Genomic DNA, 19,158 nt, shown 5'->3' on the forward strand with positions numbered 1-19,158 from the left:
TCAGCGCCCGTCTCCCGCGCCGCCGCCGGCGCGTTGGTGCCCACGATGGGCGGGCGAAGCGCCGCGCCGGCCGGCGCGATGGGCCGCATCGCCGGGCAGGTCGTCCGGCCGAGGCATCATGAGCGCCACCGGGCCGAGCAGCGCCACGGCCGCGAGCATCGCGAAGGCCGCGCTCCAGGCCCCCGCCGCTCCGCTCCCTCCGGCCGCGTCCAGCACGGCCCCGAAGGCGAAGGGGCCGAACACCCCGCCGGCGAAGCCGAGCATCGAGTGCAGCGCCATCGTGGCGCCCCGCTGCGACGGATCGGCGTTGCCGAGAGCGCCGGCGGTCACCGACGCGCTCTCGCGCGTCATCAGCGGTCCGTGCAGCAGCGCGAGCAGCACCGCAAGCGCATAGCTGTGCCCGAATGCCCCGAGCGCCGCGCCGGTCGCGGCCGACAACGACATCAGGAGCGCCACGGCGCGTTTCCGCCCGCAACGGATCGAGAGCTCGTTGCCGATGAGGATCGAGAAGATGCCGAGCGTCGCCGCGGCGAACGCGACCTGCGCCGCGGTCGGCCACCAGGCGCCGGAGGCGGGCGCCGCCGCATCGCCGGCTGCCACGAAGCCGAGGAAGGCGATGAGCCAGGAGCGCGCCGCATAGAGCTCCGGGCTGTGCGCCAGGTAGGCCAGGGAGTAGGCGAAGGCATGCCGGTTCCGCAGCGCCGGGCGGAAGTCGAGCAGGCGCGTGGCCGGCGGGGCACGGGACGGCGCCGCCGCGCACGCCCAGCAGGACCAGCCCGACCGCGAGCAGGGCCGCGATCGCCGGCACGCCGAAGGCGAGGCGCCAGTCCGCCGTGCGCGCGAGCCAGTCGGCGAGGAGGTAGGAGGAGGCGGTGCCGATGCCGAAGCCCGCCGTGTAGAAGGCGACGGCGCGCGATTGCGCCCGCCCCTCCAGGCGGTCGGCGAGCAGCCGCAGGCCCGGCATGTAGGTCCCGGTGAGCCCCGCTCCCGCCAGGGCGTGGAACGCCAGGGCCGTGCCGAGCCCGTCGGCGAGCAGGGCGAAGCCGGCGTGGCCGAGCGCCGCCAGAACGGCGCCGGAGATCCAGACCCGGCGCGGCTCGACGCGATCCGTCAGGCTCACGAGCACCGGCACCGCGAGCGTGTAGCCCGCGAAGAACGCCCCGACGACGAGGCCCGCCTCCGCGTTGCTCAGCCCCTACAGGTCGCGCAGCGGCGCAAGCAGGACGGCGTAGGCGGAGAAGCCGAGCATCGTCAGCACCTCGGCGGCGCAGACGACGAAGGTGAGCGGTGCGCCGACGACATGGGCGCTCGCCCTCCCGGCGGTCTGGTCACCCGGCGGCTTCCGCCGGTTCGCCGCCGATGCCCACGGCACGACGCGACGGGCCGGGCCGTCAACCGCGGAACGGCGCCGTCGGGGCGTCCGGATCGCGCCGGCCGTCGCGGCGGGCGTCCCGGTCAGAAGGCGCCGACGAGATTGAAGGCGGCCCAGTAGTAGGGGTGCGCGTGCCGGCCGTCGCGCAGCAGCGACACCGCGGCCCGCTGCAACGCCTGCCGCGGCGTCGCGCCCGCCCCCAGGTGGCGGTAGAAGCCCTCCATCAGCGGCGCCGTGGACTCGTCGGCGATCTCCCAGAGCGTGGCCAGGATGCCGCCCGCCCCGGCGGCGAGGATCGTGCGCTGGAACCCGTAGAACTCGTCGCCGCGGCCGACCACGCCGAGGCCGGTCTCGCAGGCGCTCAGGACCACCAGCCGCGCCCGCGTCAGGTCCAGCTCGTAGAAGCGGCGCGCCTGCACCACGCCGCTGTCGCCGCCGGAGGGCGCGAGGAAGATCTGCGAGGACAGCGCGTCCAGCGGGTCCACCCGGGCGTGCGCCGCAAGGTGGAGCATCCCCGCCCGCGGCGCCTCGGCCATGAGTGCGGCGGCGGTCGCCGCGCCGCGCACGAGCAGGCGCGCATTGCCCTCGCCCGCCAGCGCGGCGATGCGGCCCGCCTCCCGCTCCGCGCCGGGCAGATCGAGGTCGGGAGCGCCGAGGTCGGGATTCGCGAGCGCCACCAGAGGCGCCGATCCGCGCGCCCGGCTCGCGGCCGCCGCGAGGGAGGCCGCCGGCAGGTAGGCGACCGCGCGCTCCTCGATCAGCCGCCCGCGGGGGCCGAGCGCCGCCTGGAACGGGAAGGCGAAGAGCGCGCGATGCGGGACGACGATCAGGTCCTCCCCCGGCCGCAGGCCGAGCGGGGCGATCAGGCGGACGTGGAGGCGGCGCGCCTCGGCCGCCTCGTCGCCCCGCCCGCCCGCGGCCCGGCGCCAGGCGACGACCAGCGCCGCAGCCTCCGTCCCCCCGATGTCGAGCGCGACCGGCGTGATGCCCTCGCGCCGCAGCACCCAGGCGCGGCCGGTCCCGTCGCCGAGATGATAGACCGCCAGGGCGAGGTTCTGCGGGAGCGCGGCCCGGATCGCCGCCGCGGCCGCGCCGGGCGCCGGCGCGTGCCGGGCCCCGCCGCGCCCGCGGACCAGGTCGAGGAAGGCGCGCGACCGGCCCTGCTCCGCGATCGCGAAGGCGCCGTCGCGGTCGCCCGTGGTCCAGGCGAGCGCGACCGCCTCGTCGAAGACCTGCTGAAGGTCCCCGAAGAGGCCCGCCTTGAACTCCTCGGTGCGGAAGCGCGCGCGCACCGCCTCGGCGCCGGCGAGGGCGGCGCGGTAGGCCTCGAGCGCCGCGCGGTCGGAGCCCAGCGCGCGCTCCGCCCGCGCGAGCCCGGCCTGCGCCCAGACCCGGTGGTAGGCGGAATCCTCGTCGGCGCGCGCGCCTTCCGCGGCGGCCCGGAACAGCTCGCGCGCCTGCGCGGCGTCGCCGCCGCGCAGCGCGATCTCGCCGGCCAGGCGGTCGTGCCAGGCCGCCAGGTGCGGCGCCCCGGATCGCGCCCGTTCCAGTGCCGCCGTGGCGCCGCCGAGGTCGCCCGCCTCCGCGAGGGCGCGAGCGAGGCCGGCTTCGGCCAGCGGGCGGAACGCCTCGGTGCCCGCCTCGGCGGCCTGCCGGTAGAGCGCTGCAGCCTCGGCCGGGCGCTGCCGCCGCAGGGCGACGTCGCCCAGCGTCTTGCGTGCCGGGCCGAGCACCTCGCGCAGCGCCTGCGGGGGCCGGATGGAGCGCCCCGCGGCCGCGAGCGCCTCGTTCGCCCAGAACTCGGCGGTGTCGGCGGCGCCGGCGAGGACGAAGGCGTAGGCGAGGTCGCGCGCGGCGCTGGCGATGAGGAACTGGTCGCCGGAGCGTTGCCCGAGGTACAGCGCCTTCGCCGCCTCCTCGACCGCCGCGCGGAACTCGCCCCGCTCGGCGAGGGCGATGCTGTTCGAGCAGTAGGCGTAGCCGTCGCGCGGCCGCGGATCGGCGCGGTAGAGCGCGCCGCCGACATCGGCGAGACGAAGGCTCTGGGCGATGTCGTGGGCGAGCAGCGTCGCCGCGGCCGGGCCGCGGACCGCCAGGGTGCCGGGGGCGCCTCCCCCCTCGGTGCCGGCGCAGGCGCCGAGCACGAGCACCGCAAGCAGGGCGAGCCGATGCCCTGCGGCTTCAGGCCATCGCATGGACGGTGGTTTCCCCCCCTCGGCGCCGCGCCGGCGGTGCGGCGGAGGGAACCGTAACCGATGCGCTCCCGCATCGGAAGGGCCGCGTGCCCGGCGGGCGCGGACGTTCGTCGGGAACGGGCGGGACCTCGGCTGCGCCGCAATGACGCTTGCGGTCGCGCGGCCAGTCCGGCGAGGATCGGTCATGCGCCACCATCCCGCCCCGCGGCCGTTGGGCCGCCGCCTTCTCCTCGGCGCCGGCATCGTCGCCGTCGCCCGCCCGGCCCGTGCCGCATGGCCGGACCGTCCGGTGCGCATCGTGGTTCCCTTCCCGGCGGGCGGCGGCGTGGACCTGACGGCGCGCATGCTCGCGGAGGCGATCGCCCCGGGCCTCGGCCAGCCCGTCGTGGTGGAGAACCGCTCCGGCGCCGGCGGCGCCATCGGCGTGCAGGCCGTGGCCCAGGCGGCGCCCGACGGTCATGCGCTGGCGATGACGAGTCCGAGCACGGTCACCATCGGCCCGCAGCTCAGGCCCTCGCCCTACGATCCGTTCGCGCTGGTGCACGTCTCGCGCATCTGCACCAGCCCGCTGCTCCTGGTCGCCCGCCGCGACCTGCCAGAGCGCGACCTGGCGGCGCTGATCGCCCGGGCGCGCGCGAACCCGGCGACGCTGCGGGTCGCCAATGCGGGCGTCGGCACCGTCACCCACCTCGCGGCCGAGCTCTTCAACCAGCGGCTGGGCGCCGGGCGCTTCCTGCACCCGTCCTACCGCGGCACGGCGCCTGCCCTGACCGACGTCGTCGCCGGCAACGCGGACCTGTTCTTCAGCGACAGTTCCGCCTGGGCGGCGGTGGAGCAGGGCCAGGTGCGCCTGATCGCCGTCACCTCCGCGGAGCGCTGGCCGCGCAGCCCCGACACGCCGGCGATGCAGGAGGCCGTCCCCGGCCTGGTCGCGATGAACTGGTACGGCATGGCGGGCCCGCCGGGACTGCCGGACGGCATCGCGGACCGGCTGGCCCAGATGGTCGCCGAGGCGCTGGCGCGGCCCGAGCTGCGGAGCCGGCTGGAGGGCATCGGGTTCGACGCGGCGCCGCTCGCCCGCTCGGCGTTCACCGCCTTCCTGCGGCGCGAGGCCGAGACCTGGCGCGAGGTCATCACGCGCGGCAACATCCGCGTGGAGTGACGCGCGCCGCGGGCGCGGGCCGCCCGCCGCGGGCGCCGGCGCGCCGGCGCCGTCTCACGCCGCCCTGGCGGCGGCGCGTTGGAACAGGCTGCCCGCGCGGACGTCCCGCATGGGCGCGCCCATGCGCGCGAGCGCGGCCCAGAGCGAGGCCTGGTTCGAGGTGACGACCGGCCGCCCGCTGCGCGCCTCGATCGTCTCGATCCGGTCCATGGTCAGCAGGTTCGTGCAGCTGATGAAGATCGCGTCGCAATTGCCGATCGCCTCCGCGTTCCCGAGCGCCAGTTCGGCGACCTGGTCGGAGGAGATCGCGCGGATGTCCTCGCTGACCGGGCACCGGAAGCTCTCGAGCGCCACGACCTCGAAGCCGTGGTGGCGGCAGAAGGCGATCTCGTGCTCGTTCACCGCGTCCGGATAGGGCGTGACCAGGAAGATGCGGCGCGCGCCGTGGGCGCGCAGCGCCTCGACCACCGCGGTCGAGGTCGTCACGGCGGGGATGCCGGTAAGCCGCGTGATGCGCTCGGCAAGGCGCGCCTCCTTGCCGACGCCCTCGAGGAAGCTGCCGCTGGTGCACCCGTAGACGATGATCTCGGGGTGGGCCTGGGCCAGGTCGTACGCCGCGCGGTCGAGGGATTCCGCCATCGCCAGCAGGGATTCGCGGCTGATGGCGTTGCCCGGGCGGGAGAGGCGGTTGTGGTTCATCACCACGCCGGGCGGCAGGAAGAGGGGCAGCTCCCGTTCCATCGCGACGTTGCCGGGCGGGGCGAGGATGCCGATGCGCCGCACCTTGTTGTCCATGGGCCAGCCCTCCACTGCGATCCCGTCCGCGAGGGTAGGGGGCCAGAACGTCCCCTGGCCAGCCGGGATGCCGCGCGGCGCGCGGTGCCGGAACCCTCGGCGGGCGCCGCGGCGCCGCGACAGGCCGCCGGTCGGCGCTCGACAAGCCCGGGCGTCCGCCCCAACTCTGCCCGCACCAGGCGATCGAGGGGAGGAGGGCATGACGTGCCAGCGGCGGAGCGGGAGGCGGCCGGCGGCGATCCTCGCCGCCGCGGTCGTGCTGGGCGCGCCCGGCGGCGGCGGCGCGCATCACGGCTGGTCGTGGGCCGAGGACGAGCAGATCGAGCTGCGCGGCACGGTCCGCGAGGTCTACATCGGCCAGCCCCATCCCACGCTGCGCGTCGAGACCCCGGACGACGGGATCTGGATCGTCGAGCTCGCCAATCCCCGGCAGACGGCGCGCGCCGGCTTCTCCGCCGCCTCCGCCCGGGCCGGCGACCCGGTGGTCGCCTATGGCCACCGCTCCGCCGCCCGCGGGGAGCGGCGCATGAAGGCGGTGCGCGTCCGGGTCGGCGACCGGACCTACGATCTCTACCCGGAACGGATCCGGGGCGGCTGAGCGCCCCGCCGTGGAGGCCGCGCTGCAGGCCCTGTCCGAGTGGCCGCTCGCGGCGGCCCTGCGCCGGTCCGGCGTCGGCTACCCGCTGCTGAACGCGGCGCACATCCTGGCGATCGGGCTCCTCATCGGCGCGATCGCGACGCTGGACCTGCGGCTGCTCGGCGCTTTCCGGGCCCACCCGATCGCGGAGCTCGGGCCGCCGCTGCAGCGCGTCGCGGCGGCCGGGCTGCTGCTCGCGGTGGCGACGGGTGCACTCCTGTTCAGCACCCGGCCGGTCGCCTACGCGGAGAACCCGGCGTTCCTGGCCAAGCTCGGGCTGGTCGGGCTGGGGCTGATCAACGTGCTCGGACTCCGCTGCAACCCGCACTGGCGCCGGGCCGTGGATGGCGCCGACGGCCGCGTGCACGGCTCGGTGCGGGCGGCGGCGCTGGTCTCGCTGCTCGTCTGGGTGGGGGCGGTGGTCGCAGGGCGCTGGATCGGCTTTCTCCAGTAGCCGGGGCGCGCCGCGCCACCGGCCCGGGATCCCGCTGCGGCGGCCCTAACCCCGGAAGTGCTCTTCCGCCTTGGCCCAGAACACGACCCGCCGCTCGACCCATTGCAGCGACCAGTGCAGCGCGACGCCCATGATCGAGAGCACGACGAACAGCGCGAAGGCCCCGGCGATGTCGAGCGCGTAGTGGGCCTGCATGATCAGGAACCCGACGCCCCGGTTGGCACCCACGAACTCGCCGACGATGGCGCCGATCACGCTGAACACGATGGCCGTGTTGAGCCCCGCGAAGACGAAGGGGAGGGCGTTGGGCAGGCGCAGGTAGCGCAGCACCTGCCAGCGGCTGGCGGAAAGCGCGCTCATCAGGTCGAGCCGGTCCTGGTCCACGGACTTGAGGCCGGCGATGACGTTCACCAGCACGGGAAACAGCGAGACCAGCGCGACGATCACGATCTTGGACTCGATCCCGAAGCCGAACCAGACGATGATGAGCGGCGCCACTGCCACCTTCGGCACGGTCTGGAGCGCGACGACATAGGGATAGACGATGCGCTCCGCGGTCGGGAACACCACCACCCAGACGCCGATCGCGATGCCGAGCGCGCTGCCCGCGAGGAAGCCGGCGACCGCCTGGAAGGCGGTGATCGCGGCGTGGCCGAGGTAGTTCGCCTCGGCGAAGCCGCGGAAGAAGGCGGCGAGAACGGCGCTCGGCGCCGGGACCAGGTAGCCGGGGATCTCGAACCCGCGGACGACCGCCTCCCAGCCGGCGAGGACCAGGGCGAGGACGACGAGCGGCAGCGCCGCGCGCCGCGCCGCGGCCGTCACAGCGCGACCCCGTGGCCGCCGAGCAGCAGGCGGACGCGGCGCACCAGCTCCCCGAATTCGGGCTTCAGCGTGTCGTCCAGGGTGCGCAGCCGCGGCATCGGGTTATCGATCACCTCCAGCACCCGCCCCGGCCGCGCCGACATCACCACGACGCGGTCCGCGAGGAACACCGCCTCCGGGATGGAGTGCGTGATGAACATCACGGTCTTGCGCTGCGCCGCCCAGATGCGCTGCAGCTCGAGGTTCATCTGCTCGCGTGTCATCGCGTCCAGCGCGCCGAACGGCTCGTCCATCAGGAGGAGCGGGGCGTCGTGCACCAGGGCGCGGGCGATGGCGGCGCGCTGCTGCATGCCGCCGGAGAGCTCCTGGGGGTAATGGCGCTCGAAGCCGGCGAGGCCGACCAACTCGAGCAGCGCCGCCGCCCGGTCGCGGTACTCGGCGCGCGGCAGGCGCAGGACATCGGCGGGCAGCAGGACGTTGTCGAGCACCGTCCGCCAGGGCAGCAGCACCGGGCTCTGGAAGACGATGCCGACGTCGCTGCGCGGCCCCCGCACGGGCCGGCCGTAGAGCGCGATCTCGCCGCGCGTCGGGCGGCGCAGGCCGGCGACCAGCTTGAGCAGCGTGCTCTTGCCGCAGCCGGACGGGCCGACGATCGCGACGAACTCCCGGTCCGCGACCTCGAGGTCCACGGCGGCGAGGGCCTCGACCGAGGCCGCGCCGCGCTCGAACACCATGCCGAGGCCGCGGATCGAAAGCGCGGCGAGGCCGGCCGGCAGTCCCTCCGGCACGGCTCAGGTCGCGGCGCGCGCCCGCTGGACGATGGGCGCGACGTCCAGGCGGTTGATCGGCTCGATCAGCTCGGTGGTGAAGAGCCCGGCGCTGTCGATCGGCCGCTCCATGAGCTTCTGCTCGACCATGAAGCGCTGCATGGCGTCCCACTGCGCCTGCGTCATCTCGCCCCACTTCACCGTGGGATCGTCCCAGCGCTTCCACAGCTCCGAGGCGCGCTGCACGACGTAGGCGGCGCGGTTCAGCGCCTCTTCCTCGGAGACGCCGGTCGGACGGCCGAACATCTTCCAGTGCTCGCGCACCGCGGCCTGCGGCGCGACCTGGCAGAACACCGACCCGGCGATCACGCCGCGCAGCGTGCGCTCCACGGCGTCCCGGTTCTGGCGCAGGAAATTGGCGTTGACCGCCAGCACGGAACTCGGCTGGTCGCGCGTGAAGTAGCGGAGCTTGAAGCCGAGCGTCTCGATGATCGCGTGCTGTGCGCGGAACAGCGCCAGCGCCTGCACGCGATCGGTGCGCAGCGCCGTCGCCGCTGCCGCGCCGTTGCCGACGGGCAGCAGCGAGACGCCGCGCTCCGGGTCGACGCCGGCCTCGGCGAGCATGGCGCGGAGCGACGGGATCGCGCCGCTCGCCAGGTTCGCCACGCCGATGTTCCTGCCGCGCAGGTCGGAGAGGCTGCGGACCGGGCTCTCCTCCGGCACCACGACCTCGTAGATGTTCCCGCGGTCCTGGAGGTAGGCGGCGACCACCGGCAGGGTGGGGTTGCGCGACTTCGCCAGGATCAGCGTCTCCATGCCGACGTAGCCGAGCTGCGCCTGGTTGGTGGCGACGAGCTGCAGCGTGGCGGCGGAGCCGGCCGCCGTGCCGAACTCCGCCTCCACGCCCTGCTCGCGGTAGAAGCCGAGCGGGATGCCGAGGAAGAGGAAGCCGTGATAGGCCTCGACCGTCGCCGAGGCACCCCAGATGCGCACCTTCGGGGCGGACTGCGCGGCCGCGCCGCGCAGGAGAGCCGGCGCGGCCAGTGCGCCGAGCGCGATGCCACGTCGCGTGATGCCCATCCCTGCCTCTCCTCCCTCAACCCGCGAAGCGCGGGATCACGTGCCTGCCGATCAGCTCGATCGAGCGCATCACCTGCTCGTGGGTGGTGCGGCCCGCCTGCAGGAAGAAGATGAACTGGTCGATGCCGATCTCGGCCCACCGCTCGACCTGGCGGCAGACCGTGTCGGGGTTGCCGCCGATCGCCATCGCGTCCTCGATGAGCTGGTCGTCGCTGCGGCTGGCGATCTTGTCGTTGACCCTGTTCACGCCGCCGTCGGTCGCGAAGCGCACACGGTTCACCTCGGCGTCGTTGTCGCCGTAGTACCAGCGCGCGGCCGCGCAGGCGAGCGCGCGGCCCCTGCGGTCGTCCTCGTCCACGCAGGAGATGGCGAAGACGCCGGCCTGGTCGTTCTTCACCCGCGCGACGAGGGAGGAGGCGTCGGCGTTGCGCAGGCCCTCGCGGAAGGCGCGCACGAAGGGCGCGGTCTCGTCGGGCGTGTTGCGCGTCACGCCGATGCAGCCGAAGCCCTGGAGGCCGGCGTAGCGCCATGAATCGAGCGCGGAGGCGGCAACCCAGAGCGGCGGATGCGGACGCTGGATCGGGCGCGGGACGACGTGGCGCGGCGGCAGTCGGTAGTGCTCGCCCTCGTAGCCGGGGAACAGGTCGCTCTCCAGCATGCGCAGGATCGCCTCCATCGCCTCGCGCCCCATGTCGCGGCCCTTCGCGGGGTCGAAGCCGAGGCCCTCCACGACGTAGGGCGAGGTGCCGCGCCCGGCGCCGAACTCGCAGCGGCCGTTGCTCAGCACGTCGAGCGTGGCGACGCGCTCGGCGACGAAGAACGGATTGTGCAGCGGCACCAGGATCACGCCGAAGCCGAGCCGCATCCGCGTGGTGCGCTGGCTGATCGCGGCGAGCACCATCTCCGGCGTCGGGCAATGGCCGATCTCGATGAAGAAGTGCTGCTCGGTGATCCAGAAGTACTCGAAGCCGGCCTGCTCGCCCGCGACGGCCTGCTCGATGCTGTTCCAGAACGCCTCGCGCTCCGAGGTCGCGGTCCAGGGCTTGGGCAGCTGGATCTGCGTCATCAGGCCGAATTTCATGCGTTCCCCGCCTCGAGTCCCGCGCCCAGGCTAGAGACGCCCGGAGCGGCCGTCCATGCCCTTTCGGGGCGCCGACCGCCGCCCTAGCATCGCGGCACGGAGGGGCCACGCCGATGTCCAAGCACGACTTCACCGCCGCCGAGTTCGCCGATCGCCTGGCCCGCGCGCGCCGCGCGGTCGCCGCGGCCGGCCTCGACTGGATGGTGCTGTTCCATCCGGTCTCGATCCTGTGGCTCACCGGCGGCGAGGCGAAGTCCTACCGCGCCTTCCAGTGCCTGCTGCTGGCCGCCGACGAGCGTCCGCTCACCCTGCTGACCAACGGCGCGGACGTCGCGGAATGGCGGGACGACTCGCTGGCGGACGAGGTGCACGGCTGGGGCGGGCCGGAGCCGGAGGACCCGGTCGACGCCTTCGCCCGCCTCGCCCGCGACAAGGGGCTTCTCGGCGCCCGCGTCGGCATCGAGGTGCCGGGCTTCTACCTGCATCCGCACCACTACGTGCGCATCAGGGACCTGCTGGGCGCGGCGCTGGTGGCCGAGCCCTCCAACCTCATCCATGCGCTGAAGGCGGTGAAGTCGCCGGCCGAGCTCGCGCTGGTGCGCGAGGCCGCGGCGCGCGCCGACGCCGCCATGCGGGCGCTGTTCGCCGCCGTCGCCGAGGGGCGGATGGAACTCGAGCTGGCGGCGGAGGCGCATCGTGCGCTGCTCGCCTCCGGCTGCACCCTGCCTGCCAGCCAGATGAACCTCGTGACCGGCGAGCGCCTCTGCTACCCGATCGGCGGGCCGACCCGGCGGCGCCTCCGGCGCGGCGATGCCGGGACGGTCGAGATCGGCGCGGCGTACAAGCGCTACACCGCCACGCTCGGCCGGCAGTTCAGCCTCGGCGAGCCTGCCGCGCGGGTCCGCGAGATCTTCGCCGTCGTCGAGGAGGCGGGCGAGGCCATGATGGCCGCGATCCGCGACGGCGTGCCGGCGGCGGAGCCGCACGAGGCGGCGAAACGCGTGATCGCGCGGGCGGGGCTCGACCGCTACCGGCTGCACACCTCGGGCTACGGGCTGGTGCCGGGATTCCCGCCCTCCTGGGGCGATCCGACGATCAACCTGTTCGGCGGCAGCGCCGCGGTGCTTCGCGCCGGCATGGTGGTGACCGTCGAGCCGCCGGTGTTCATCCACGAGGAGCGCGTCGGCGCGCGGATCATCGACAACGTCATCGTGACCGAGACCGGCTGCGAGCGGCTCTCCGCTCTGCCGCGCGACCTCGCCGTGCTCGGTTGAGGCCCCGACGGCGCGCGGCGGCTTGCGCTCGACGCCGAGCCGCTGCCTGGCGGCCGGGCGCGCGTCACCGCGCCGGTGCGCGCCGAGCGCGGCAGATGGGGACACGCCGCCCGCGAGGCCGGCATCCGGAACTCCGGCGCGGGCGGGGGCGGGCCTCGGGCGCCGGAGGACACCGCACGCGAAGGGCATCATCGCCGTCCACCCATCCGGGGCAACCCCAGACCGCCGGGGGCAGCGCCACGCCTCACGCCCGCCACCGATCCCCCCAACCGGACGGACGTGACGTGGGGCGCGCTTTGCGGCAGGGCGCCGGGCGGCCTAGGCTGCGCGCAAGGCAGCCGCGGAGGCGAACATGGCAAGCGACGTCGGCATGATCGGGCGGCGCGGTGCGGCGGCGCTGGCCGTCGCCGCGGGCGCGGCGGCGGCCCATTCCGCGGCGGCCCGGGCGCAGGGAGGCGGAGCGGGCGCCTATCCGACCCGGCCGATCCGCATCATCGTTCCCTTCGCGGCGGGCGGCACCACCGACATCGTGGCCCGCGCCCTGGCGGAACGACTCGCCGCGCAGCTCGGCCAGCCGGTGGTGGTGGAGAATCGCGGCGGCGCCGGCGGCGTGGTCGCCGGCGAGACCTTCGCGCGCTCCGAGCCGGACGGCCACACCCTGCTCGTCGCCACCGCCTCGCTGGTCGCGATCAACAAGGCGCTGCGGCCGAACCTGCCCTTCGATCCGGACGCGGAATTCGTGCCGATCGCGCTGCTCGCCCAGCAGCCGAACGTGCTCGTGGTCAATCCGCGCGTGCTGCCCCAGGTGCACACGTTGCAGGACCTCATCGCGCAGGCGAAGGCGCGGCCGGGGCAGCTGAATTACGCCTCGGCCGGCACCGGCACCCAGCTCCACCTCACCGGCGCGATGCTCGCCGCCGAGGCCGGGATCGACATCGTGCACGTGCCCTATCGCGGCGCCGGCCCGGCGGTGGCCGACCTGATCGCCGGGCAGGTGCCGATGATGTTCGACGGGCTGGGCAGCGCCCTGCCGCATCTGCGCGCGGGGACGCTGCGCGCCATCGCCGTCGCCGCGGAGGCGCCGCACCCGGCGCTGCCGGAGGTGAGACCGGTGGCGGAGACGCTGCCGGGCTTCCTCTCGACCAACTGGACCGGCCTGTTCGGCCTGCGCGGCACGCCGGCGCCGGTGCTGGACCGGCTCGAGGCGGAGACGCGCAAGGCGCTGGAGACGCCGGAGGTGCGGCGCCTCTTCGCCGAGCGGGCCTTCGATCCGATGCCGATCCCGCGCGACGGGCTGCCCGCCTTCCTCGAGGCCGAGCGGCGCCGCTGGAGCGAGGCGGTGCGGCGCTCCGGCGCCCGCGTCGAGTAGGCCGCGCCGCCGCCGCGGCGCGCGACGGGGACGCGGCCGCGCAAGAAGGCGGTGCCGATCTCGGCGACAAGGGCCTCGAAGCCCTGGTCCCAGCCTGCTCCTCGGCGTAGAGGGCGCCGTGGCGGTCGCCGATCCAGCCGATGCGCCGGGCCGGTGGGTGCGCAGCGCGACCGGCGCCGGGTCCGCACCGGCCGCGCCGAGCAGGCGCTGCGTCTCCTCGACGGCCGCGACGAGCCGGCATTGCGCGGCCTCGGGACGGGGGCGGGCCGGGATTCGACCTGATCCCGCGCGTCCGGTCGCGACCGGCCAAGGCGGCGCGGCCGATGCGGGTGAGCGAGATCCACGCGCGCCGTCCGTCGGCGGAGTCGATGGCGACGCAGCAGGCCGCGCCCTCGAGCCGGCGCAAGATCCACGGCAGGTGCCCCTGATCCAGGCCGGGCCGCGGCGCCAGCTCGGCCGCCGTGCAGCGCCGGCGCCTGCGTGGGCTCGTGGATCAGGCGCGCCTCGGCGAGCGGCAGGCCGCCGCCGAGCAATCCGGGCCGCGTTCCGCCGAGGCGCGGGGTGTAGAAGCGCCCCAACGCGCGCAGGGCCGCGATGCGCGATTCGAGGTCCCGGGCCGCCGGGCCGCTCGGCAGGGCGCCGCCCGCCGCTCGGCCTCCGCCTCGGGGCGAGGGCCCTGCCCTGGGTGTTTGCCTGGGTCAAGAACGCGGCCGCGCCGCGCCTCCTCCGCCATCGCCCCGCAACGTCGCGCTCGGTCGCCCCCGCCGGAGGTGCCAGGGCGGGCCCGACCGGCCCCGGGCGGCGCGCCGCACGGGTTCCGGCCCCGCATCGCGGGCATCGACCCGACAGGCCGGCGCATCGCGGCGCCTCCGGAACCGGGGGGAAGACGCGGCCGTATTGCCCGCTTTCTTGCCGTCGCCCGAAGTGCGATATGTGCGCCCGACCGCCGGTCGTCGCGCCGGCCAAGGGGGCGCAGCCGCGGCATGCCCGTAGTCCTGATCCTCGACGACCGGGTCACCAACCGGAACATCTACTCGCGCCTCGCCGAATCGGTCGGCGACGGCGTGACGGTGGAGGCGTTCGGCGACGCCGAGGAGGCGCTCGACTGGATCGAGCGCAACCCGGTGGACCTGATCATCACCGACTACAAGATGCCGCGCATGGACGGATCGGAATTCGTCCGCCGCGTGCGCGCCAAGCCGCCCTGCGCCGACGTTCCGATCGTCGTCATCACCGCCTACAACGACCGCAGCTACCGCCTCAGCGCGCTGGAGGCGGGGGCGACCGACTTCCTGCTCAGCCCGGCGGACCGCTACGAGTTCACGACGCGCGTGCGCAACCTGCTCGAGCTGCGCCGCCAGCAGCAGATCGTCAAGCAGCGCGCCAACACGCTGGAGCGCGAGCTCGAGCGCAGCGAGCGCTCGCGCGAGGCGCTGCTGCGCAACAGCCGCGAGTCGCTGGCGCAGGTGATCGACACCGTTCCGGCGATGATCAGCGCCGCCGACCGCGACGGGCGCTGCGTCTTCGTCAACGCCTACCACGCGGCGCTCGCCGGCTCGACGACGACCGACCTGGTCGGCCAGGACCCCGGCGAGCCGTTCGGGCGCGCGCACGCCGAGCGCAGCCGCGCCCTCGACCGGCTGGTGTTCCAGTCGGCCGAGCCCCTGCCGAGCTACGAGGAGGAGATCCTCGACGCCAACGGCGTGCGCCGGGTGTTCCTCACCACCAAGGCGCCGCTGCGCGACGCCGACGGCACGGTGGTGAGCGTGCTGACCACCGCGCTCGACATCACCGACCGCAAGCTCGCGGAGAGCCGGCTGCGCCACCTCGCCCACCACGACGGGCTCACCGACCTGCCCAACCGCGTGCTGCTGCGCGAGCGGCTGCAGCGCGAGCTGGCGCGCAGCCGGCGCGGCGGGCGGGGCTTCGCGCTGCACTTCCTCGACCTCGACCGGTTCAAGGCGGTCAACGACGCGCTCGGCCACCACCTCGGCGACCGGCTGCTGTGCCAGGTGGCGGACCGGGTGCGATCCCTGGCGCGGGCCGGAGACACGGTGGCGCGGCTCGGCGGAGACGAATTCGCCATCCTCCAGGCCGGCGTGGACAATCCGGAGGACGCCGCCGCGCTGGCGCGCCGGACCATCGCCGCGCTGGCCGAGCCGTTCCTCTCCGACGCGCAGGAGTTCCGCCTCAGCGCCAGCATCGGCATCACGCTGCACCCCCGGGACGGCGCCGACGCGGACGAGCTGCTGCGCAACGCCGACCTCGCCATGTACCAGGCGAAGGAGGAGGGGCGCGACGTGTTCCGCTTCTTCGCGGCCGACATGGACCGCCGCGCGCGGGAGGCGGTGGCGCTGGAGGCGGAGCTGCGCGCCGCCCTGGCGCGCGGCCAGTTCGTCGTGCACTACCAGCCGCAGGTCAACCTGCGCACCGGCCAGATCGTCGGCGCCGAGGCGCTGCTGCGCTGGCAGCGCCCCGGCGGCACCCTGGCGCGGCCCGCGGACTTCCTCGCCCTGGCCGAGGAGACGGGGCTGATCGGGCCGATCAACGAGTGGGTGCTGCGCACCGCCTGCGCCGAGGCGGTCGCCTGGCAGCGCGAGGGCCTGCCGCCGCTCCGCGTCTCGGTCAACCTCTCGCCGGTGCAGTTCCGCAAGCACGACGTGCGGCGGATCGTCGTCTCGGCGGTGGAGGCGAGCGGCCTCGATCCGCTGCTGCTCGACCTCGAGCTGACCGAGGGCATCCTGCTCGAGAACGACGAGCGGGTGGCGGCGGTGCTGCGCGACCTGCGCCGGCTCGGCGTGCGGTTCTCGATCGACGATTTCGGAACCGGATACTCCTCGCTCAACTACATCAAGAACTTCCCCGTGGACCGGCTGAAGATCGACCAGTCCTTCATCCGCAACCTGCGCACCGATCCATCCGACACGGCGATCGTCCGGGCGATCATCAACCTCGGGCACAGCCTGGGGCTCGGCGTCATCGCCGAGGGGGTGGAGACGGTGGAGCAGGTGACGCAGCTCATCGCGGAGGGCTGCGACGAGATCCAGGGCCACTACTACAGCCAGCCGATCGGGACCCGCGAGCTGCAGGCGCTGGTGCGGCGGATGAACGCCGTTCCGCCCGCGCCGCCGCCGCGCCCCGCCTGACCGGCGCGATGCCGGGCAGCCGCGGCGGAGAGCGGCTGCGGGCGGCCTCGCCGCCGGGCGCGCAGCCGGAGGTTGCTCCCCGGGCGATGCCGTCGCGCGCTGCGGACGGCGGCGCGCGGCGCGGCCCCGTCCCGGCAGACGGCGGAAGGGAGCAGGGAGGGCTTCCGTCCGTCGGCGGGGCGGCGCAGCCCCCGCTCCGCTGCAGCCGGGACGTGCGAAGCCTGGGGCCTTCCGCGGATCAATCTGCTAGACATGGCCTATGAACGCGACGACTGCCGCATCCGAGTCGGGCAGCGTCGGCACCGCGCCGCTGCCGCCATCCCGGGGGCTGCGGGCGCGGCTCGCCGCGCGCCTGAGCAACCGGCCGGACACCGAGCACGAGATGAGCCGCAACCGGCTCGTCTTCGCCCTGCTCATCGCGGTCTACACCGTGGTCCTCGCCGATGCGGCCGCCGGCCCGATCCTCGCCGTGCTCGGCGTCTATTTCTGCCTCGCCTTCGGCGTCGTCGCCCATCTGCTGGCGCGGCCGGGGATCTCCCAGCCGCGGCGTGCGGTGGCGCTCGCGCTCGACATGGCCTTCCTCTCGGCCGTCCTGCACCTCGGCGGCGAGACGCTCGCGCTGTTCTACTTCATCTATCTCTGGGTGATCCTCGGCAACGGCTTCCGCTTCGGCATCCCCTGGCTGCGCGCGAGCATGGCGGCGGGGCTGCTGGCCTTCGGCGCCGTCGTCCTGTCCACCGAGTTCTGGTGGAACCAGATCCACCTCTCGATCGGCCTCTGGCTCGGCATGCTGATCGTGCCGGGCTACGCCGGCACCCTGATCCGCAAGTTGGAGCAGGCGCGCCGGCAGGCGGAGCAGGCGAACGAGGCGAAGACGCTGTTCCTGGCGAGCGTCAGCCACGAGCTGCGCACCCCGCTCACCGCCATCATCGGCATGGGCGGGCTGCTCGCCGAGACGCGCCTCGAGCCGGCGCAGCAGGAGATGACGCGCACGATCGGGAGCGCGGCCAAGTCGCTGCTCGGCCTGATCGACGGCATCCTCGACTTCTCGCGCATCGAGGCCGGCGACGTGCGGGTCGAGACGGTGGAGTTCGAACTGCTCGACCTGCTCGACGAGGTGCGGCGCCTGGTCGCGGTGGCGGCGGCGGAGAAGGGTCTGGTGCTGGCGCTGCACGTCACGCCGCGCACCCCGCTCCGCCTGCGGGGCGACCGCCGGCACCTGCAGGAGATCCTGACGAACCTCGCCGGCAACGCGGTGAAGTTCACCGCCGCCGGCAGCGTCGTGCTCGCCGCCGACCTCGCGGCCCCGGAGGCCGGCGGGCGGCTGATGCTGCGCTTCGAGGTGAGCGACACCGGCATCGGCATCGCGCCGGAGGCCACCGAGCGGGTGTTCGAGAGCTTCACCCAGGCGGACGCCTCGATCCTCAACCGCTTCGGCGGCACCGGCCTCGGCCTCGCCATCTGCCGACGGCTGGTCGAGTTGCACGGCGGCCGCATCGGCGTGGAGAGCCAGCCCGGGATCGGCAGCACCTTCTTTTTCACCTTTGCCCTCGAGGCCGCCGAGGCGACCGAGGCGGGGCCGCCCCTGCCCGGGGGCCTTCGCGTCCTGCTCCTCGCCGGCGAGCGCGGGACGGAGCTCGAGGATCGCCTCGCCGCGCTCGGCGTCGGCTGTCGCAGGCTGGGTAGCGTGGCGGAGGCGGTGGCGCTGCTGCGCGGCGCCGCGCGGCCGGCCGCGGACGCCGCCGAGGAGCAGCGGATCCTGCTGCTCGACCCTCGGGGCCTCGGCGCCGAGCCCCAGGCGCTCGCGACCACGCTGCACGGGCTCGCCGCGGGCGGCGCGTCGGCCTCCGGCGCAGCCAGCGGGCTGCGCATCGTCCTGGTGGACGAGGCGGCGGCACAGCCCGGCGCGGAGCTGCCACGGGCGCTCGCGGTGCGGCGCGACTTCGTCACCGTGGTGCCGCCCGCGCCGGAGGCCGACACGCTGCGTCGCGCGCTGCGGATCGCCCGCGGCGCGGCGACGGCGGCCGCGGAGGCGGCCCGCGCTGCCGAGCCGCTGCGCGGCCCTGCGCGGCCGCTGCACGTCCTGGTGGCCGACGACAACCGCGTCAACCGGCGGGTGGTCGAGCGCATCCTGCAGAGCGCGGGCCACTCCTGCCAGCTCGTCTCGAACGGCGAGGAGGCGCTCGACGCGCTGGAGTCCGGGGCGTTCGACCTGGTGGTGATGGACCTCAACATGCCGGTGATGGATGGCATCGAGGCGGTCAAGCTCTACCGCATGATGGCGCTCGGCCAGCGGCATGTGCCGGTGATCGGGCTGACCGCCGACGCCACGCCGGAGGCGACGGCCCGCTGCCTCGAGGCGGGCATGGACGCCTGCGTGATCAAGCCGGTCGAGCCCCAGCGCCTGCTCGAGGTGATCGAGTCGGTGAGCGGGTCGCGGGCGGACGCCGCCGGGGCCGAGGCGCCGCCCGGCGCTTCCGCGGCCGACGGAACCCCGGCGGCGCAGGAGGCCGCGCGATGGGATGCGGCTGCGCCGGCGGTGACGGAGATCGCCTCGCATCCCCGGTTCCGGCCCGCCGGCTCGCCGCTGGCGGTGGACGAGAACACGCTCGCGGACCTGGAGGCGCTCGGCGGCGCGGACTTCCTCGCCGGGCTGATCGACGACTTCCTCGCCGAGGCGGAGGGGTTGGTGCGCGACCTGGCGAACGCCGTGGCCGAGGGCGACACGGCGCGGTTCCGCCAGCAGTCGCACGCGCTCGGTAGCGGCGCCTCGAACATCGGCGCGCGCGGCCTGGGCGAGCTGTGCCGCGCGGGCCAGCAGATGCGCGCGGCCGAGATCGCCGCGCGCGGCCCGAGCCACATCCAGCGCCTGCAGATCGAGCTGGAGCGCGTCGGTCGCGCGCTCGCGCCCTATCGCAGCGGCGCGGTGCCGGGCGAGGCCGGCGGCAGCGGCCAGCCGGGATAGGCGGCCGCGCCATGCATCCCCCCCGCCCGCCGGGCGACC

16 protein-coding genes and 1 pseudogene are annotated in these 19,158 nt (G+C 75.0%); 8 read left to right on the plus strand and 9 right to left on the minus strand.

Annotated features, from left to right (window positions below; all coding sequences use genetic code 11):
- Complete coding sequence (locus tag IEX99_RS08290; RefSeq protein ID WP_373285176.1) at positions 1-513, minus strand: MFS transporter; 513 nt, start codon at positions 511-513, stop codon at positions 1-3.
- Here IEX99_RS08290 and IEX99_RS08295 point away from each other — a divergent pair.
- Positions 497-640: a hypothetical protein gene (locus IEX99_RS08295; RefSeq protein WP_188899553.1), complete on the plus strand. Its 144-nt coding sequence runs from the start codon at positions 497-499 to the stop codon at positions 638-640. The genes IEX99_RS08290 and IEX99_RS08295 overlap by 17 nt on opposite strands.
- Positions 641-757: 117 nt before the next feature.
- On the opposite strand, the pseudogene IEX99_RS22825 reads toward IEX99_RS08295, so the two are convergent.
- The 3 genes and pseudogenes from IEX99_RS22825 to IEX99_RS08310 form a co-directional block, all read right to left on the minus strand.
- Positions 758-1,192 (minus strand): annotated as a pseudogene (locus IEX99_RS22825) (MFS transporter); the annotation flags it as partial.
- A 3-nt stretch (positions 1,193-1,195) separates the two neighbouring features.
- Positions 1,196-1,372 carry a hypothetical protein gene (locus IEX99_RS08305; RefSeq protein ID WP_188899554.1) on the minus strand — a complete coding sequence of 59 codons (177 nt, stop codon included), beginning with the start codon at positions 1,370-1,372 and terminating at the stop codon, positions 1,196-1,198.
- Between the two features lie 83 nt (positions 1,373-1,455).
- Positions 1,456-3,567: a CHAT domain-containing protein gene (locus tag IEX99_RS08310; RefSeq protein WP_188899555.1), complete on the minus strand. Its 2,112-nt coding sequence runs from the start codon at positions 3,565-3,567 to the stop codon at positions 1,456-1,458.
- Positions 3,568-3,751: 184 nt separating this feature from the next.
- Here IEX99_RS08310 and IEX99_RS08315 point away from each other — a divergent pair, with 184 nt between their 5' ends.
- Entirely contained in the window at positions 3,752-4,729 is a 978-nt protein-coding gene (locus tag IEX99_RS08315) for a tripartite tricarboxylate transporter substrate binding protein (protein WP_188899556.1), read from the plus strand.
- 54 nt (positions 4,730-4,783) lie between these two features.
- On the opposite strand, the gene IEX99_RS08320 is transcribed toward IEX99_RS08315, so the two are convergent.
- Positions 4,784-5,524, minus strand: coding sequence for a maleate cis-trans isomerase family protein (locus IEX99_RS08320; protein WP_188899557.1), 741 nt, complete (start codon positions 5,522-5,524; stop codon positions 4,784-4,786).
- A gap of 199 nt (positions 5,525-5,723) precedes the next feature.
- Here IEX99_RS08320 and IEX99_RS08325 point away from each other — a divergent pair, with 199 nt between their 5' ends.
- Together IEX99_RS08325 and IEX99_RS08330 are read left to right on the plus strand one after the other, a co-directional pair.
- A complete protein-coding gene (locus IEX99_RS08325) occupies positions 5,724-6,122 on the plus strand; it encodes a DUF6152 family protein (RefSeq protein WP_188899558.1) in 399 nt (132 codons plus the stop codon).
- 10 nt (positions 6,123-6,132) lie between these two features.
- Positions 6,133-6,615 carry a DUF6644 family protein gene (locus tag IEX99_RS08330; RefSeq protein ID WP_188899559.1) on the plus strand — a complete coding sequence of 161 codons (483 nt, stop codon included), beginning with the start codon at positions 6,133-6,135 and terminating at the stop codon, positions 6,613-6,615.
- Between the two features lie 45 nt (positions 6,616-6,660).
- Here IEX99_RS08330 and IEX99_RS08335 read toward each other — a convergent pair whose 3' ends face one another.
- Genes IEX99_RS08335 through IEX99_RS08350 form a run of 4 tightly spaced genes read right to left on the minus strand, consistent with a single transcriptional unit; the run spans position 6,661 to position 10,365 of the window.
- On the minus strand, positions 6,661-7,437 hold the full coding sequence (locus IEX99_RS08335; RefSeq protein ID WP_188899560.1) for an ABC transporter permease: 777 nt from the start codon (positions 7,435-7,437) through the stop codon (positions 6,661-6,663).
- Positions 7,434-8,225 carry an ABC transporter ATP-binding protein gene (locus IEX99_RS08340; RefSeq protein ID WP_229677880.1) on the minus strand — a complete coding sequence of 264 codons (792 nt, stop codon included), beginning with the start codon at positions 8,223-8,225 and terminating at the stop codon, positions 7,434-7,436. The genes IEX99_RS08335 and IEX99_RS08340 overlap by 4 nt, the downstream gene beginning before the upstream one ends.
- A 3-nt stretch (positions 8,226-8,228) precedes the next feature.
- Positions 8,229-9,284 (minus strand): ABC transporter substrate-binding protein, encoded by a 1,056-nt coding sequence (locus tag IEX99_RS08345; RefSeq protein WP_188899561.1) that lies wholly within the window; start codon positions 9,282-9,284, stop codon positions 8,229-8,231.
- Between the two features lie 16 nt (positions 9,285-9,300).
- Positions 9,301-10,365 carry an LLM class flavin-dependent oxidoreductase gene (locus IEX99_RS08350; protein ID WP_188899562.1) on the minus strand — a complete coding sequence of 355 codons (1,065 nt, stop codon included), beginning with the start codon at positions 10,363-10,365 and terminating at the stop codon, positions 9,301-9,303.
- 113 nt (positions 10,366-10,478) lie between these two features.
- Between IEX99_RS08350 and IEX99_RS08355 the strand changes: the two genes are divergently transcribed.
- From IEX99_RS08355 to IEX99_RS08370, 4 genes are all read left to right on the plus strand, one after another.
- A complete protein-coding gene (locus tag IEX99_RS08355; RefSeq protein WP_188899563.1) occupies positions 10,479-11,639 on the plus strand; it encodes a M24 family metallopeptidase in 1,161 nt (386 codons plus the stop codon).
- Positions 11,640-11,991: 352 nt separating this feature from the next.
- Positions 11,992-13,008, plus strand: coding sequence for a Bug family tripartite tricarboxylate transporter substrate binding protein (locus tag IEX99_RS08360; protein WP_188899564.1), 1,017 nt, complete (start codon positions 11,992-11,994; stop codon positions 13,006-13,008).
- Positions 13,009-13,991: 983 nt separating this feature from the next.
- Positions 13,992-16,154 carry a putative bifunctional diguanylate cyclase/phosphodiesterase gene (locus IEX99_RS08365; RefSeq protein WP_188899565.1) on the plus strand — a complete coding sequence of 721 codons (2,163 nt, stop codon included), beginning with the start codon at positions 13,992-13,994 and terminating at the stop codon, positions 16,152-16,154.
- Between the two features lie 259 nt (positions 16,155-16,413).
- Positions 16,414-19,119, plus strand: coding sequence for a hybrid sensor histidine kinase/response regulator (locus IEX99_RS08370; RefSeq protein WP_188899566.1), 2,706 nt, complete (start codon positions 16,414-16,416; stop codon positions 19,117-19,119).
- The last annotated feature ends 39 nt before the right edge of the window (positions 19,120-19,158 follow it).

Source organism: Caldovatus sediminis (assembly GCF_014644455.1).
Classification (GTDB): Bacteria; Pseudomonadota; Alphaproteobacteria; order Acetobacterales; family Acetobacteraceae; genus Caldovatus; species Caldovatus sediminis.

Excerpts from the sequence above, each read along its gene's own strand:
- IEX99_RS08295 (WP_188899553.1), top strand. The coding sequence starts at position 497 with ATGAGGATCGAGAAGATGCCGAGCGTCGCCGCGGCGAACGCGACCTGC.
- IEX99_RS08310 (WP_188899555.1), bottom strand. The coding sequence starts at position 3,567 with ATGCGATGGCCTGAAGCCGCAGGGCATCGGCTCGCCCTGCTTGCGGTG.
- IEX99_RS08315 (WP_188899556.1), top strand. The coding sequence starts at position 3,752 with ATGCGCCACCATCCCGCCCCGCGGCCGTTGGGCCGCCGCCTTCTCCTC.
- IEX99_RS08320 (WP_188899557.1), bottom strand. The coding sequence starts at position 5,524 with ATGGACAACAAGGTGCGGCGCATCGGCATCCTCGCCCCGCCCGGCAAC.
- IEX99_RS08325 (WP_188899558.1), top strand. The coding sequence starts at position 5,724 with ATGACGTGCCAGCGGCGGAGCGGGAGGCGGCCGGCGGCGATCCTCGCC.
- IEX99_RS08345 (WP_188899561.1), bottom strand. The coding sequence starts at position 9,284 with ATGGGCATCACGCGACGTGGCATCGCGCTCGGCGCACTGGCCGCGCCG.
- IEX99_RS08350 (WP_188899562.1), bottom strand. The coding sequence starts at position 10,365 with ATGAAATTCGGCCTGATGACGCAGATCCAGCTGCCCAAGCCCTGGACC.
- IEX99_RS08355 (WP_188899563.1), top strand. The coding sequence starts at position 10,479 with ATGTCCAAGCACGACTTCACCGCCGCCGAGTTCGCCGATCGCCTGGCC.
- IEX99_RS08360 (WP_188899564.1), top strand. The coding sequence starts at position 11,992 with ATGGCAAGCGACGTCGGCATGATCGGGCGGCGCGGTGCGGCGGCGCTG.
- IEX99_RS08365 (WP_188899565.1), top strand. The coding sequence starts at position 13,992 with ATGCCCGTAGTCCTGATCCTCGACGACCGGGTCACCAACCGGAACATC.
- IEX99_RS08370 (WP_188899566.1), top strand. The coding sequence starts at position 16,414 with ATGAACGCGACGACTGCCGCATCCGAGTCGGGCAGCGTCGGCACCGCG.